A 15,715-nucleotide genomic window follows, 5' to 3' on the forward strand; every position below is an offset into this window, starting at 1 on the left:
AACTCAATCGCACCATCACGCAGGCCAAAAAGGCTGAGTGTAAATAATAAAACAAGGGTCACCTTCCTTCCCCTACTACCTGTGAAGATGGCTAAAAACGATAACTAAAATAGATACCTATCTAACGTAAGTGGAGAAATACCATGCCATTAGTCATTGTTGCGGTTGGCGTTGCCATGCTGCTGTTACTGATGATCCGTTTCAAGCTCAACGGATTTATCTCCCTGATACTGGTCGCGCTGGCGGTAGGTGTCATGCAAGGGATGCCCGTCGATAAAGTGGTCAGCTCAATCAAAGCTGGGGTGGGCGGAACACTAGGCAGTCTGGCGCTGATTATGGGCTTCGGTGCCATGCTCGGCAAATTACTGGCCGACTGCGGCGGCGCTCAACGAATTGCGACCACCCTGATTGATAAATTCGGTAAGAAACACATTCAGTGGGCTGTGGTACTGACCGGTTTCACCGTGGGTTTTGCCCTGTTCTATGAAGTCGGCTTCGTATTGTTGCTGCCATTAGTATTCAGTATCGCAGCCTCAGCACGTATTCCGCTACTGTATGTAGGCGTGCCAATGGCCGCAGCACTATCAGTGACGCACGGTTTCCTGCCACCTCACCCAGGCCCCACCGCCATTGCCACCATTTTCCACGCCGATATGGGTAAAACCCTGCTGTACGGGACATTACTGGCCATCCCAACGGTGATTCTGGCCGGCCCGGTATTTGCGCGTTTTCTGAAAGGGATTGATAAGCCGGTTCCTGAGGGGCTGTATAACCCGAAAACCTTCACCGACGCAGAGATGCCGAGCTTTGGTGTCAGTGTCAGTACCGCGCTGGTTCCCGTCATTCTGATGGCGCTGCGGGCAGTGGCAGAGATGATTTTGCCAAAAGGCCACCCAATTCTCTCTTATGCAGAGTTCTTCGGTGACCCGGTCATCGCCACACTGATTGCTGTGCTGATCGCAATTTTCACCTTTGGCTTAAACCGTGGCCGCTCAATGGAATCAGTGATGGATACCGTCAGCGACTCCATTAAAATCATCGCGATGATGCTATTGGTGATTGGCGGGGGCGGAGCTTTCAAGCAGGTTTTAGTCGACAGCGGCGTTGACCATTACATTGCTGGCATGATGAATAGCAGCGGCTTATCACCAATTCTGATGGCATGGACCATTGCGGCAGTTCTGCGTATCGCGCTGGGTTCGGCGACAGTTGCGGCTATTACCGCAGGCGGTATCGTAGCACCTTTAATCGCCACCACCGGCGCCAGCCCTGAGCTAATGGTGATTGCCGTCGGTTCCGGCAGTGTAATTTTCTCTCACGTAAACGATCCGGGTTTCTGGCTATTCAAGGAGTACTTCAACCTGACCATCGTCGAAACCTTTAAATCGTGGTCGGTGCTGGAAACCATTATTTCAGTCTGTGGTCTGGTCGGTTGCCTGCTGTTGTCGATGGTGATCTAGGCAATAATAGCTTAGCAAATAGTGAGTTAAATACTGCCGCCGGGGAGGATGGTGAAACCTACGTCAACCATCTTGGGTGTGACCACCTCTCCGCGCAGCCGTGCCAACAAACGCTCGGCACCGATTTGCCCCATTCTTTCGCGCGGGGTCAGCACACTGGCGAGCTTCGGCACCATCGACTGCCCAATATCATGACCATGGAAACCGGCTATCGCCATATCACGGGGGATAGATAAACCCTGGCGCTGGCACTCAAATACCGCACCAATTGCCAAGTCATCATTGGTACAGAAAATACTGTCAATCTGCGGATAACTCGCCTGTGCCTCAATCAATAGCTCAGCCCCGGCGGAATAGGATGAGGATCGGCTGGTCATAACACTCATCGGCACCAGACCTGACTCACGCATCGCCTGCTCATAACCTTGCTGTTTAATCACCGTCCGCTCATCCTGACGCGCACCAAAATAGACCACGTATTGATGGCCTTTGGCGATAATTTGCTGCGTCATCTGTCTCGCGGCTTCAAAGTTATTAAACCCCACAGCCAAATCAATGCACGGCGAAGAACAATCCATCAGCTCAATAACAGGAATGCCCGCAACCTCAATCATTTTCAATGTGCGGGCAGTATGGTGGCGCTCGGAGAGAATCAGCCCATCAATATTATAGGAGAGCAGTGAGGTCAGCCGCTGCTCCTCACGCTCTTTCTGATAGCCATAATGTGCCAGCATGGTTTGGTAACCATGGGCATCCGTCACACTCTCAATACCGCGCAACACCTCGGCAAAAACCTGATTAGTTAATGACGGCAGCAACACACCAATGGCATGGCTGGTCGCGTTTGAAAGGATATCGGGGGCGCGGTTGGGGATATAGCCCAGTTCATCTAGTGCTAGCGCGATTTTTTCCTGCAAGAGTGCGGAAACCTGTTCTGGATTACGCAAATAGCGGCTGACAGTCATTTTAGTGACTCCCACCATATCAGCGACATCTTGTAGCACTGGCCTTTTTTTCTTCATTATCAATGAACTGAGGCAGAGTAAACGGGATGTCATTCTAGCAAAGAATAAGGGTATATACCCAAAGTAATTGGCGTTACCGCTAGGCAGCAAACGAGTAAATCGCGATGAGCTACGTCAGTAAGTGATTCGGGTGACAAATCTGCTGGGAGCAGATTTGAACGCTGCTTGCAGCGGCCTCGCAGCCAAGGATGGGCCAAGTAGCGAGAGCCGCTAACAACGCTGTAGCGCCGATTAAAAAGGGTATAGCGCGATGCGCATACCCTTTATTAATTAGGCGAAAAACTTATACCGGTGGCAGATCAAACAGCAAGATCTCGCTATCTTCATCTGCATGAATAGACAGTGCTGTTTCATCCCAGATAGCGAATGCATCGCTGGTACTGGCATGGTGACCATTGATGGAGACTTTACCACGCACCACCTGTATCCAAATGCGGCGCTCTGCCTGAATCTGGTAAATTGACTGCTCTTCGCGCTTCAGTGCCCAGCGCCACAATGTCATATCCTGGAACACTTTCAGCGAACCATCACGGGCATCCGGTGACAGCACGAGCTGCCGCCCTTGTGGGATGTCGAACATCTGCTGCTCATAACGCGGCGCTAAACCTGTTTTATTTGGAATAATCCAAATCTGGTATAGGTGCAGTGGCTGGTCATCCCGACCATTATATTCTGAATGGCGGATACCAGTACCGGCGCTCATAATCTGGAACTCACCCGCATGAATTTGTTCTTTGTTACCCATGCTATCCTGGTGCTCTACAGTACCGGACAGCACATAAGTCAGGATTTCCATATCTTTATGTGGATGAGTGCCAAATCCCTGACCGGCGTCGATAACATCTTCGTTAATCACCCGCAGTGCTGAAAAACCCATAAATTCCGGATCGTAATAGTCGGCGAATGAGAAGGTATGCCAGCTGTCCAGCCAACCGTGATTAGCATGGCCACGCTCTTCTGCTTTGCGTAAAAAAATCATATTCAGTTCTCCTCAACGTTTTCTTTAGTCTAGATGTCGCGGGAGAATATGAAAGCGCAAAAAACTCACTCCTCTGTTCAAAAAATTCGACTGATTAGTCAGCTGAAACATAAATGATTTGAATTTGCAGTCATTAGAGGGAGGGGACGTCGAGATAACTTGAGCATGGTAGTTTGCAGGCTCATGATTCACAGAGCAAATAGCGAAAAACAGCAAAAAAAAAGCCAGCACCCGGCTGGCTAAGTAAACACTGGAAGCAATGTGAGCAATGTCGTGCCTTCGTAATGAGAACACCTAAACTTTGGTGGCCTCATCTGAAAGCACGACAATGATAATCATTATCACTCTCACTTGTAAAGTGTTTTTTTTAGCCAATGGCAATATTATTTAACCGGGCCAGTAATCCGACTTTTTATCAAATTATTCAAACACTAAGAGTAAGGATATGCTTATGGAGAATGTGCAGATACGCCATGTCGAATCCACTGACTATCAAGCCTTGCAGCAGCTGTTTTCTCATCCACAGGTTTATCGTGACACGTTACAACTTCCCCTGCCGCCACAAGAGATGTGGGCTAAAAAGATCAAAGATATTCCGACAGGAGTTCATAATCTGGTGGCATGTATTGATGGGACAATTGTCGGGCAACTTACTGTTGATGCAAATCAACGGGCGCGCCGCCGCCATGTCGCTACCTTCGGTATTGCTGTTGACGCGAATTTTTGCGGGCATTTCTTGATATTATGCGCCAAGCCATGCCGGGTCTGACCGGAACACAAAGCCCCACCAAACCGCGGCGATTGAAACGGAATTAAGTGACGACTATCGGGCTGCATATTTTTGCTTTGGGAGCCTCAACCGCGCGACTCAGGCTCCTTCTACAATAATGGCTAATTCATCCTGATCTATTGATAAGAGAATGTAATGCTGGCAAGCGCATTTGCAGTGCCAGGTTGTAAACTCCCCGTCCGAATATACCGCGCCTGGAAAGGCAGTGTCAGTGTTTGTGCCTGACTGGTGGTTTGAACAAAAAATTGATTAAGTGTTGCTGAAGCCGAACTGTCCGGACCTAGCATCAGCGGGCCATTACCGTTATAGAAGAACTCCACACCGACACCGGCGGCAGTTGAGTCGCTGGTTAATGACACCACTGAGGAGCTGTTCGCCGGCTTAGCCTGATCTGTCATCACTGCGTTCACGGCAATATTTTCATCACAGCCCAGTGTGATGTTGAAATTGCCAAAAGCGGATGTGCTGCCGACTGAAGGTAGCGTGCGGACATCAATCGTCCCAAGATCCACATCTGCGGCCTTGGTCATGACAGTACATCCTGATGCTTGCACCGTGATGTTGACAGGATTGATGATCACACGTGCAGTTTTCACCTCATTGTTATAGGCCGTCAACACGGCAGCATCAATAGTACTTGTCTGGTAGACACCAGATGTGAGTGTATGACCCGTTTTGATAAACGTCACTTTCGCCGCCCAACCCAAATCCGGCGTGGAGCTGCTGGTGCCGGGTGCCGGGTATGTCTGGGTCAGACCATCCTGCAGCGGTATATAGACGGAGCTGTTGAAATCTTTCACTCCAATAATAAATCCCACCCCCGTCACTCCAGTTTCAAAAATGGTGTAATTGACACCATCGACATTTACCGACGCCCCCGTAGAGATGGCACCGCTGCCCGGCATCATGGTGCCTTTTGTACAGTTGAAGATATAACCGCACCAGAATACCTGCTGAACGGATGCCGTAGCACTCCAGGTGGAACCGATAATATTGCCGGGCTTCACCGAATCAGCTGGACCTGAATAGCTCATCGGCTGTGGCGATAGCGTAATATTTGATTTCCACTCCAAGGCATAAGCCTTATTTATGCAGCAAAGCGAAAAAATAATAGTGAGAAATAATCTTATCATTGATACTCCAATACCCAAGTGGCAGTGGCTGAGACGGGGCCAGGAGTGACCGGTGAGCCAGTTGCAGTAAGGCGTGCGTGGAATTTCATCTGCACACTCTCCGCACCGGGGGCGCCCAGAACATCTGTTTGCATATTTAGCGCCAGAGGCTCTTCGGCCCTATTCAGTAACTCAACAGCAACGCCGGTGGCCCCTCCCTCCTCAACTTTAATAAGATGGGCTATATTGCTATCCGGCGTGCCGATAAAACGAACCTTGACCCCAGTAAACGTCGGCCCACACTCTTCCAGATTGATGAAAAAGGGGGTTTTAATATTGCTAACCCCTTGTTTTACACCGAACTGTTGTGTGCCAATATTTCCCAAAGGAACCGTCTGCATTTTCGAATTCGTTGAAACAGTACAGGTGTTACCAATCAGTTTTCCCGTCACCGATACCAGCACATCGTAGGCCGGCACTGGAGAAGGTAGAAACGAAAGTGCCACTATTGCCAGTAATGGCACTCTTGAAATTATTGACATACCAACTCCTGCGAATAGAGGCCAGTCTTAGGGTTGTAATATTTCTTATCCAACTGATAACTTGCAGTGCAGGTTTTATCATTACCTGTTCCCCAAGCCGCCCGTAGCATCCCCTGCGGTGGCAACCCAGACAAATAAAGGCTCCCTTCATCACCAACGATACCGGTGTTAGTGCCCTTGCCACTTAGCGAAACAAGAGTGCCAAATGGAAGAACATCGTTTTTATGGCGCACAAAGAACATCCCTTTCATGCCCACTTTTGTGGGAATTGTTGCTCTAACCAGAGCACCTTCGGTCGGTGTTTTACTAATAATGGTATTGTCCAGTTCAACACCGTCACCAGCTGTCGTCACATCCATTTCGACCCGATTGACACGATAAGGGGTTGCATACGGAATCACTGCATAGCCACGACTGTCGGTTTTAACTCCCCGATGACTACGGATGGCGACATCACTTGCGCCCTCCGCTTTAATCAGAATATTTGTATTGCCCAGTGGCTGGCTTAATGTCAGGCCATCTTCATGCAACACGGCGCCACCACTCATGCCGTAACTGAGATTGCGAGCGCTCTTGGAATAACCGTAACCGAGGTTGTAATCGCCTCTTCCCCCTTGGTAACGCAGGGCAAGATCACCGCCATTTTGTTGCTGGGTGCTGTAACGTTGGTTAGCACTATAAAATAAATTTTCCTGCCCTGGGACATAGCCATTAAGGCCCACATTGCTGATGGAACCTGATGAATCAGAGTTTGTCAGCGCGTAGTTGGCGCGAGTTGATAGCGCGGGGTCCCCTAACGGTAATGAGAGAGATAACGAGAAAATATTATCTATTTTACTGTCATGCAGACTGGTACTACGCTGGTAGCTGGCCCCGAGAGCAACACGACCAAATGTGTTGTTCCACGCAAATTGCGCACTCTCAACGGATTTGTCTGATTTCCAGTAAGTCTGCTTATCCCACGACAACGACAGCGCGCCGGCATCACCCATACTTTGTGACAAAACGACCTGATTTCTGGATTTACGTGATAGCGCCAGATCGTAGACATTCTCATAATTGGTGCTGATTGAACCATCAGCCTCCTTTATGAAATCCACATTTCCACCTTGCATCCTTTTGTAGGTGGTATCACTTAGCTCATAGAAGCCATCAGACGAAAAGAACCATGAATTTAGATTGATCCTCGTCCCATAATCGTTAAGGGATTTGTTGTAACGCAGACGTAAAGCATCACCACTGTAACTATTGCGGTCTGCCAGTACACTTTGAGCATGAATAACATCCATTGAATATGCGCCCAAGCGCCCAACGTTTTGTCCGATCCCCATCGCCAGACCGGTGTAATTCTCTGAAAGCTGTGCACCGCCATAGAGCGTCAAACCATATTTCCAGCCCCAGAAAACTTCAGTCTGCATAATAAGAGGGGAGTCCTGGTTTTCATTCGAACGAAAATAGCCGACCCCAGTGGCATATTTAAATTGTCCTGGGCGTACCAGATTCGGCACGCTGGCAAAGGGCACGGTATAATACGTTTCACTACCATTGGCCTCTTGGATCGTAACGGATAAATCACCGCCAGAGGAGGTCGGATACAAGTCGTTTAATACAAACTCCCCTGGGGATACGGGGGTCTGATAAATAATGTTGCCATTCTGACGTACAGTTACAGTGGCGTTGCTGCGAGCAATACCACGGACTTCAGGGGCGTAGCCACTCAGGCTAGTTGGCAGCATATTATCATCGGTATTCATTGCCACACCTCTCAGCCCTACAGAACCAAAAATCTGTGCGGAGGTGTGAGTCTCCCCCAAATAGAGCTGAGACTGCAATGCAGGCAAATCACGCTGTACCCAGGTTTGGACATGCATCAGGCCATCATCCCTGTTTTTCGTCCATGTTGAATAATCACGAAATCGCCACGGACCAAAATTCACTCCGCTGTTCAAACCAATAAACATCTGATTGTCTATTTCCCGTGTCTCATGATGATATTCATTGCGAGATCCATTAACGACGTAATTTAGCCAGGCTGAAGAAATACCATACTCCCAACTCTTTGGGTTGATATAACCACGTGGTACATTCAACATATATCGCTGCGGAAGATTAAAATAAAGCGACAACTTATTTTGGTCAAAAGAGAACTCAGTGTCTGGGAAATAGTCACCTAGGAAATAACACTGTTCATCGGATAGAGAGAAATCCACCTGAGCTTGAGTGACATCAATGAGCATTGATTTCATCTGGTCCAGAGTTAAACAAGGCTCAAGCAAAGAATTACCTTTCTTATTGTTAATGCTAAACTTCACATTCCCGGTAAATAGGTAATCTTCGTTTACGTATATACTGACATTATACTCACCGACAGGTAACTCACGCCCATCATTAACCCAAGATAGATCTGCAACGCTATCACTTTCGCCATTAAGAAATGCGGGATTAAAATGAATATCATTCTGTGCGTGAACTATACTTCCAAATAGACACAGGGATGGCAGAACGCGATTTATTTTCATCCTCACCTACATAATCTTATTTATGTTGTATTGTTTTATAGTAAAAATAACTTAACTAACTGTTAAAACCAGAGAACTCTCCGGCGTCCAGGCACCATAGTCGTTGATTGTTTGGTAACTAATCTGACGAGCATTGCTAAATGATTCTTCAAGTGTCACTGCATTTTTGGGTGGAATCATTATTGGCTTAACATTTTTTCCGTCCACTTTCATGTTAATAGTCGTAATATAAAAAGGCGTCGGATTGATTATTTTTATTTTACCGTTATGAAATTCACCACGCAGGTTTTTCCACTCTTCATTATTGGTTTTCGTTGTCAGTGCATCTGGTCGGTAAAACAACTTTATACGACTCGCAGAGGCAAACTGTAGGGTATTAGAACTACTTTTCTTATCAGATTGAGGGATCGCCTTGACGGTTATCCAATAAAGTGTCTCACGGTCTTGAGCTGGTGGCTGTCCATTAAACATCACCTTAACTGCATTTTCCATTTCTGGCTTAAGAACAAATAGAGGCGGTGTGATAACAAAATCACTAGAGCGCTGCCCTTCAGCATTTTCAACCCAAGATTGAATAAGAAATGATAATTCTTTATCAGTATTTCTGACGTCTAATAAAGATTGTGAAGTTGATCCTGAATAAACCATTCGAGTTACACCTAACCCGACTCCGCCGGCATATACTACAGATGTGCACAGAGAAGTGATCAACAAGATAAATGTAGTCAGAATACGCATAATAAACACCTGGATGTTGGAATAAAGTTTAAGGTCTGGCCATCCCTGCCAGACCTATCAATTAGGAGTAAGTCAGAGTGTAAGTAGCTACAGTGCTGGCATCACCGGCAGTAGCACCACCTTTAGGTGAATAATATTTCGCACCAAAGTTTAATGTATTAATGCCATCGCGTAAGTTTACAGCGCCAGAGGCTTCACCCAATTTAACGACCGAACCCTCCTCGCTATAAAGACGAACAGCGACGTTTTGTGCAGTGCCAGTTCCGCCATTTGAACCTACCGCCAGGCTGTCAGGATCATCATTATCTGGGGTGCCACTAAAGGTTACCGCAACATCCTGAGATACTGAGGAGTCACAATCTTCCAAAACAATAGAGAATTTCTTCATCGTTGGCGCTTCGCTAGCAGCAGCACTCAACGTAGCAGCTCTCACCTGCCCCATATCCACGTTAATATTAGCGCTATCGCTGCTCACCGCGCAGGCGGTAGTCACGACAGAACCATTAAAATTAATGGTTCCACCTGCAACTTCGGCAGCCCACGATGAAGTTGCCAGCGGAAACAATGCTAATAAACTGAATGGTAATAACTTTTGTGTTAGCGATTTATTATGTACTGTCATGTTAATGCCTCCTATATAGGCGAGTTAGTAAAATAAGATAAAATTATCTCTAAACAAGACAGTAATCTGTTTTGTTTTTGATCTTCCATTATATTATGCAAGCATAATCAGCTTGCACTTATAATACACTTCGATATAAACCTACCAGTAACCTCTGTTTGTTTATATCTGAAAAATACAAAGTTATAATTAAAGATCTCTTAAGCAACTGAAAGCATCATAGGTACGACAAGATTAGCGATAAAATAGTGGTGTAATGGTATGGATATTTAATGCGTAACCAACCTTCCCAACATTAATAATGAAATCCTGGCTCAACCCAATAGAGGTAAGCTTAAATTTTAATTCCCGTATCGTCTTCCATAATTGCTGGCTAGATGCAACGAGATTATAGTCTTCCCAAACTTCCTTTAGGAAAATTTCCTTTGAAACCGTATGTTCGCCCTTCGCGACTCGCGTTAAAAGGCATTTCAAAAATCTTACCATTACATCATTGAGAGCAACGGCACCCACAATCATTGAGCGCTCAGGGAACACTGCTGAGATTCGTGTTAATCTTTTATTGGAAATATCAAACTGAATATCATCATCAATAATAAAACCAAAAAGTCCGTTTTCCATAAATCACAGCCCTATTCAAATGCGTATATCTTTCAATTTTTCTACCGATTGGTTATTGATGGTGATCATATAGGTTATCCTCATCTCAAAGCAATCACATACACATGGCAAAGTATTTTATTGCCAGTTTGTTAGTTTTAGTGTTTTTTATTATCATTCTGCATATTGCAGTTAATTTATTCAGTTATATGTTAATTATTGGTTTTTTCATCTTAAAACCTCTCCACTCTCGCTGCTAGCATAAAAAGTTATTTTAATGTATATTCACAGAGTTAACACCTAGTAGATTTTGTTAACAACATGATAGGAGCAGCACACCATGAGGCTAAAAATCCATAGATGACTCGATATAACAAACAGCTTCATTTATATGACACATGTTATTCAGCGGTAGCATTTATCCTATCTCCTGGCTGTCATACAACAGTGCTTATGTCCGTTGTGTTGGGTGAGATGAATACTATGGGACAATCCCGTATTATCGTAATTAACTTTTTTTATTTAAGTTTATTAAGGCTTCTGTACAGTCAATTTTGGGTAGAAAGAGCCAGTCAGCAAGAGATGAGTTGGTTGTTGAGAAACATAGAGTAAAGCAGTTGACTGAATCTAGTTAAACACTTGTTTTTATTGGATTAACATTCATTTTTACTAAATTTATATTTATCATTAAATATTGAATCACACTAGAATTAGGCAGTGCTTATGTACAGAAGAGTGGTTTGTTTTTAATCAGGGCATTAGAAATGCATACTAAATTTATTATTAATGGAAAGGTTTGCTTTTTGTCTGATGAGCATCGTTTGCAGCCAATAGGAGAACAAGGATCTGCCATTTCCTTGAACGTGCCTGTTAGCCGATGCTTATTATTGCTACTGCAACGCCAAGGAACTGTCATCAGTCAAAGTGACTTTGTTTATGAAGTTTGGGAAAGTAAAGGGCAGTTTGCTAATGCCAACACCTATTTTCAAAATATACACTTATTACGTAAGGCATTGAAAAATTCGGGCATTGAAGAAAACATCATTAAAACGGTGCCAAAGGAAGGAATTCGATTTACCGGTACAGTGAGCTACCCCGATGAAAGCAACTCCGGATCTGCTGCTGAGTCGGCGCAGGACAATGTCAAAAAAGCATCGACGGATAAACTTGCTCCCGATACGGTTGATGTAGAAATATTGCCGCCATCCAAGCCACTATTTTCCAGTCAAAAAAATTTATATGTGAAGCTTTTTTTCATATTCACTCTATTGGGTGTGTTCACTCTTCTGCTATTAAATTTCCATGAAGACACCAGCAAGAATACAGACTTTTTTTCCGACTATCAGCACATAGGCGAAGTGAACCAGTGTCAGATTTATGCTAGCAGTACATCTATTTTGTGGCCACGTAGTGAGTATCTAGATTTCATCCAAAACAAAAAAATCCACTGTCAACCAGAGCAGTTAGCCTATATTGCGATCAATATATTCAGAACACGCGCAGTCATCCATATTTGTGATAAAAGCGCGAACAATACTGCGTCCTGCTTAACTAAGTTGTATATTATAGAGAATAAAAATGAACGGTAAAAAAACGCTCATGTTTTTTGTCTTTTTAACAGCACTCGCCTTTTCTCCTTATATTGCTAAGATGGTCTATGACTATCACTCAGATCACTTTTCTTGTCGAGGGAGAATGAACTTCATCTATAATGAGGTAAACTTCAATGTACAAGTTAAATACACTTTTAATGGTAATGAGGGCGAAGTCGCTGTAGTCGGTGAACTCAGTAAGCCAGGAGAGAGGCCCCAGAGAATATCGCAGCAATTATCATTTAATTACACTCATAATGGTAATGAGATAGTCATGTTATCTACCCATTCAGCGTTGAGCGACGATCAGGCTAGAATGTTAGTTTCATTTGTTCCTGACTTTTATCTGTTTAAGGATCGAGGATTTCGGATCCGGATTTATCAGCAAGGGGATGGATATGTATTTACGACTTTCAATATCCCAGTATTTATCTGTACTAAAATATAAGACACTATCATAACCCTATAACATTAATGCCACTTATAAATCGTAGTAATATCTAAAAGCTCGCTAAAAATAATTGGTTGTTTTAAAAAAATATAAGTAAAGAGACGATCCCTGTTAGCATCGCCTATATTTTTTGCAAGCCAATAAGAAGTTGCTACCAACTCACCCGAACACCAACTGGCGCTCATCTTACTGTACAGATATAAATAAACTCTATTTTTACTTCACAGCAGCCACTGCCTGCGCACAAGCCCAAGCTGAACTCCAGGCCCATTGGAAGTTGTATCCCCCTAACCAGCCCGTGACGTCGACCACTTCACCAATAAAGTATAATCCTGGCACTTTATGAGCCTCCATCGTCTTAGAAGATAGCTCCTGAGTGTCTACGCCGCCAATGGTGACCTCAGCGGTTCGGTAGCCTTCCGTTCCATTAGGTTGTACCCGCCATTGCTGAAGATGGGTTACCAGCGCAGCCTGCTGCGGTGCATTTAACTGTTTCAGGGTGACATCCGGCAGTTGTTCCAACGTCTGCAGGCACTCCACCAAGCGCTTGGGTAATAGTTGAGCCAAGGTATTTTTCAGGGTCTGATTGGGGTGTGCTTGCCGTTCGTTGTTCAGGAAAGCCTCCAGATCAGTGTCAGGAAGTAAGTTAATACTCACATACTCCCCAGGCTGCCAATAGCTTGATAGCTGCAAAATGGCCGGGCCAGAAAGTCCACGATGGGTAAATAAAATGCTCTCGCGGAAGCTAACCCCATTTTCTGCCGTGACGACGGCCGGAACTGAAACACCGGATAGTGTTTGCAGGTGTTCCAGCAAGGGTTTATGCAAGGTAAAAGGCACCAATGCCGCGCGGGTGGGCAACACTTTCAAACCAAACTGCTCTGCCAGCTTATAGCCGAATGGGGAAGCGCCAAGACCGGGCATTGATAGCCCACCAGAAGCGACAACAAGTGAGTGAGCGCTCACTTTTTCATCATTAATCTGGAGCAAAAAGCCAGTTTCACTTTTTTCAACTGACAGCACATCACTGCGCAACCGGATCACTACCTGCCCCAATTCACACTCTTTCAGCAAAAGCTCCACCACCTGCTGCGCGGAATCATCGCAAAAAAGTTGTCCCAGTGTCTTCTCGTGCCAGGCGATACCATGACGATTCATCAGATCGATAAAATCCCATTGGGTATAGCGCGCCAAGGCAGACTTACAGAAATGAGGATTCTGTGACAGGTAGGCGGCAGGTTCGGCATACATGTTGGTGAAATTACAGCGGCCACCACCGGACATCAATATTTTGCGCCCCGCTTTTTTGCCGTTATCGACCAATAGCACCCGACACCCTGCTTGTCCGGCCTGAGCGGCACAAAATAGCCCCGCAGCACCTGCACCTATCACTACCACATCAAACTGTTCCACACTGGGCCTCACTGAATAAAAACATCATTGCTGCAAAATTGCCCATATTGCCTACTTATTATCTTATTTAGGGCATTCAACCGACAAATTAGCGGCGGGGGATTGTAAGTCGCTCACCGAAAGATCGCTATAGTAAGAAAATGTCTCATACGGTAAAATTAAGTAACCTGCTGATATAACATGCATATGTTGTTCAAAAAGTGCAGTTCGTCTGCGGTCATGTCAAAAAAAGGTCATATTTTCCTTTTCCCCACCCCCCATTGTCACTGATAATGCGCCGCGTTCATGTCCACAAACTGGCGTAACGCTTATGCTACATCTTTTCGCTGGCCTGGATTTCCATACCGGCCTAATGTTAGTTCTTGCTTTGATGTTCGTGCTGTTTTACGAAGCCATTAATGGTTTTCATGATACAGCCAATGCGGTTGCGACCGTAATCTATACCCGCGCCATGCGTTCACAAGTTGCTGTTGTGATGGCAGGGGTGTTTAACTTCCTCGGCGTGATGCTGGGCGGTTTGAGCGTGGCTTACGCCATTGTTCACTTATTGCCTACTGATCTGCTGTTGAACGTCAGTTCGGCACATGGGTTGGCTATGGTCTTCTCCATGCTACTGGCGGCGATTATCTGGAATTTGGGCACCTGGTACTTCGGTATCCCAGCCTCCAGTTCTCATACGCTGATTGGTGCAATCATCGGTATTGGTTTAACCAATGCATTAATGACCAGTACATCCATTGTCGATGCGCTGAACGTTCCTAAGATGATTCAAATCTTCCTGTCATTAATCTTATCCCCAATTGTGGGTCTGGTTATTGCCGGCTTGATGGTGTTCCTGCTACGTCGTTACTGGAACGGAACCAAGAAGCAGCAACGTATTCATCTGACACCCGCTGAACGTGAAAAGAAAGACGGTAAACGTAAACCGCCATTCTGGACCCGTACTGCGCTGATCATATCGGCTATCGGCGTGAGTTTCTCTCATGGCGCTAACGATGGTCAGAAAGGGATTGGCTTGATCATGCTGGTATTAATCGGTGTGGCTCCGGCTGGCTTTGTCGTGAATATGAATGCGACCGGTTATGATATTGCCCGCACCCGCGATGCAGTGACTCATCTGCAACAATATTATCAGCAACATGTTGAGGCATTGCCTCATGCCGTGGCGCTGAAACCACTGGTGCCGACACCAGAAACCTTGCCGAATACACCCGCACAGTTCCACTGTGATAGCTCACGCGCCATGATAGCCATTGATCATGCACAGGTGCTGCTGGCTAATCTGCAAAGCTACGACGACCTGACGGTTGATCAACGCAGCCATATGCGTCGCTTGCTGATGTGTGTTGCAGAAACCGCCGGGACTGTTGCCAAGCTGCCAGAAACCAGTGCTGAAGACCGCCGTTTCCTCAACAATCTACGTACTGATTTGTTGGAAACTGTGGAGTACGCACCAACCTGGATTATCGTTGCCGTCGCTCTGGCCCTCTCTTTGGGGACTATGATTGGCTGGAAACGTGTTGCTGTAACAATTGGTGAAAAAATTGGTAAGAAAGGCATGACCTATGCGCAAGGGGTTTCTGCCCAGATGACTGCGGCGGTTTCCATCGGGATTGCAAGTTATACCGGTATGCCAGTATCGACAACTCAAGTGCTCTCTTCAGCGGTTGCCGGGACCATGTTGGTTGATGGCGGTGGGGTGCAGAGTAAGACGGTTAAGAACATTATGTTGGCATGGGTATTAACCCTACCAATCTCTATTCTTCTTTCCGGTGGGCTGTACTGGGTCGCATTGAAGTTTATTTAACCCAGCGAAACCTTTTACTATCACCGTGTGTCTGCATGCAACACGATGATAATATCGAACGGTAC

Annotated in this window: 13 protein-coding genes and 1 pseudogene; 5 read left to right on the plus strand and 9 right to left on the minus strand. The window is 45.8% G+C overall.

All coding sequences use genetic code 11. From position 1 onward, the window contains the following. Window positions 1–143: 143 nt before the first annotated feature. Window positions 144–1,460, plus strand: a complete 1,317-nt coding sequence (gene gntT / locus HRK25_RS05495) for a gluconate transporter (RefSeq protein WP_005273570.1) — start codon at window positions 144–146, stop codon at window positions 1,458–1,460. Window positions 1,461–1,486: 26 nt separating this feature from the next. On the opposite strand, the gene gntR is transcribed toward gntT, so the two are convergent. Then, complete coding sequence (gene gntR / locus HRK25_RS05500) at window positions 1,487–2,482, minus strand: gluconate operon transcriptional repressor GntR (RefSeq protein ID WP_032897578.1); 996 nt, start codon at window positions 2,480–2,482, stop codon at window positions 1,487–1,489. Window positions 2,483–2,768: 286 nt separating this feature from the next. Next, window positions 2,769–3,464 (minus strand): pirin family protein, encoded by a 696-nt coding sequence (locus HRK25_RS05505; RefSeq protein ID WP_005273565.1) that lies wholly within the window; start codon window positions 3,462–3,464, stop codon window positions 2,769–2,771. A gap of 451 nt (window positions 3,465–3,915) precedes the next feature. Between HRK25_RS05505 and HRK25_RS05510 the strand changes: the two are divergent. Beyond that, window positions 3,916–4,191: pseudogene (locus HRK25_RS05510) on the plus strand (GNAT family protein); the annotation flags it as partial. 179 nt (window positions 4,192–4,370) lie between these two features. On the opposite strand, the gene HRK25_RS05515 reads toward HRK25_RS05510, so the two are convergent. The 6 genes from HRK25_RS05515 to HRK25_RS05540 form a co-directional block, all read right to left on the minus strand. Then, window positions 4,371–5,387 (minus strand): fimbrial protein, encoded by a 1,017-nt coding sequence (locus HRK25_RS05515; RefSeq protein WP_032897576.1) that lies wholly within the window; start codon window positions 5,385–5,387, stop codon window positions 4,371–4,373. Beyond that, window positions 5,384–5,908, minus strand: a complete 525-nt coding sequence (locus HRK25_RS05520; RefSeq protein WP_032897574.1) for a fimbrial protein — start codon at window positions 5,906–5,908, stop codon at window positions 5,384–5,386. Before HRK25_RS05520 ends, HRK25_RS05515 begins: the two co-directional genes overlap by 4 nt. Then, window positions 5,899–8,427 carry a fimbria/pilus outer membrane usher protein gene (locus HRK25_RS05525; protein ID WP_005273554.1) on the minus strand — a complete coding sequence of 843 codons (2,529 nt, stop codon included), beginning with the start codon at window positions 8,425–8,427 and terminating at the stop codon, window positions 5,899–5,901. Before HRK25_RS05525 ends, HRK25_RS05520 begins: the two co-directional genes overlap by 10 nt. Before the next feature lie 51 nt (window positions 8,428–8,478). Beyond that, the gene (locus HRK25_RS05530; protein ID WP_005273550.1) at window positions 8,479–9,165 is read right to left on the minus strand and encodes a fimbrial biogenesis chaperone; all 687 of its coding nucleotides are present in this window, start codon (window positions 9,163–9,165) and stop codon (window positions 8,479–8,481) included. A gap of 61 nt (window positions 9,166–9,226) precedes the next feature. Continuing rightward, window positions 9,227–9,787, minus strand: a complete 561-nt coding sequence (locus HRK25_RS05535) for a fimbrial protein (RefSeq protein WP_005273547.1) — start codon at window positions 9,785–9,787, stop codon at window positions 9,227–9,229. A 234-nt stretch (window positions 9,788–10,021) separates the two neighbouring features. After that, window positions 10,022–10,408 (minus strand): winged helix-turn-helix domain-containing protein, encoded by a 387-nt coding sequence (locus tag HRK25_RS05540; protein WP_032897571.1) that lies wholly within the window; start codon window positions 10,406–10,408, stop codon window positions 10,022–10,024. A gap of 743 nt (window positions 10,409–11,151) precedes the next feature. Between HRK25_RS05540 and HRK25_RS05545 the strand changes: the two genes are divergently transcribed. Beyond that, window positions 11,152–11,976, plus strand: coding sequence for a winged helix-turn-helix domain-containing protein (locus tag HRK25_RS05545; RefSeq protein WP_005273542.1), 825 nt, complete (start codon window positions 11,152–11,154; stop codon window positions 11,974–11,976). Beyond that, complete coding sequence (locus tag HRK25_RS05550; protein ID WP_032897569.1) at window positions 11,966–12,427, plus strand: hypothetical protein; 462 nt, start codon at window positions 11,966–11,968, stop codon at window positions 12,425–12,427. Before HRK25_RS05545 ends, HRK25_RS05550 begins: the two co-directional genes overlap by 11 nt. Before the next feature lie 219 nt (window positions 12,428–12,646). On the opposite strand, the gene HRK25_RS05555 is transcribed toward HRK25_RS05550, so the two are convergent. Next, complete coding sequence (locus tag HRK25_RS05555) at window positions 12,647–13,843, minus strand: BaiN/RdsA family NAD(P)/FAD-dependent oxidoreductase (protein ID WP_005273538.1); 1,197 nt, start codon at window positions 13,841–13,843, stop codon at window positions 12,647–12,649. Window positions 13,844–14,153: 310 nt separating this feature from the next. Here HRK25_RS05555 and pitA point away from each other — a divergent pair, with 310 nt between their 5' ends. Continuing rightward, window positions 14,154–15,650, plus strand: a complete 1,497-nt coding sequence (pitA, locus tag HRK25_RS05560) for an inorganic phosphate transporter PitA (RefSeq protein WP_032897566.1) — start codon at window positions 14,154–14,156, stop codon at window positions 15,648–15,650. Window positions 15,651–15,715 lie beyond the last annotated feature (65 nt).

The organism is Yersinia bercovieri ATCC 43970 (assembly GCF_013282745.1).
GTDB lineage: Bacteria > Pseudomonadota > Gammaproteobacteria > Enterobacterales > Enterobacteriaceae > Yersinia > Yersinia bercovieri.

Coding starts and splice junctions, on each gene's coding strand:
- gntT (WP_005273570.1), top strand. CDS start 144: ATGCCATTAGTCATTGTTGCGGTTGGCGTTGCCATGCTGCTGTTACTG.
- HRK25_RS05530 (WP_005273550.1), bottom strand. CDS start 9,165: ATGCGTATTCTGACTACATTTATCTTGTTGATCACTTCTCTGTGCACA.
- HRK25_RS05535 (WP_005273547.1), bottom strand. CDS start 9,787: ATGACAGTACATAATAAATCGCTAACACAAAAGTTATTACCATTCAGT.
- HRK25_RS05540 (WP_032897571.1), bottom strand. CDS start 10,408: ATGGAAAACGGACTTTTTGGTTTTATTATTGATGATGATATTCAGTTT.
- gntR (WP_032897578.1), bottom strand. CDS start 2,482: ATGAAGAAAAAAAGGCCAGTGCTACAAGATGTCGCTGATATGGTGGGA.
- HRK25_RS05545 (WP_005273542.1), top strand. CDS start 11,152: ATGCATACTAAATTTATTATTAATGGAAAGGTTTGCTTTTTGTCTGAT.
- HRK25_RS05515 (WP_032897576.1), bottom strand. CDS start 5,387: ATGATAAGATTATTTCTCACTATTATTTTTTCGCTTTGCTGCATAAAT.
- pitA (WP_032897566.1), top strand. CDS start 14,154: ATGCTACATCTTTTCGCTGGCCTGGATTTCCATACCGGCCTAATGTTA.
- HRK25_RS05550 (WP_032897569.1), top strand. CDS start 11,966: ATGAACGGTAAAAAAACGCTCATGTTTTTTGTCTTTTTAACAGCACTC.
- HRK25_RS05525 (WP_005273554.1), bottom strand. CDS start 8,427: ATGAAAATAAATCGCGTTCTGCCATCCCTGTGTCTATTTGGAAGTATA.
- HRK25_RS05505 (WP_005273565.1), bottom strand. CDS start 3,464: ATGATTTTTTTACGCAAAGCAGAAGAGCGTGGCCATGCTAATCACGGT.
- HRK25_RS05520 (WP_032897574.1), bottom strand. CDS start 5,908: ATGTCAATAATTTCAAGAGTGCCATTACTGGCAATAGTGGCACTTTCG.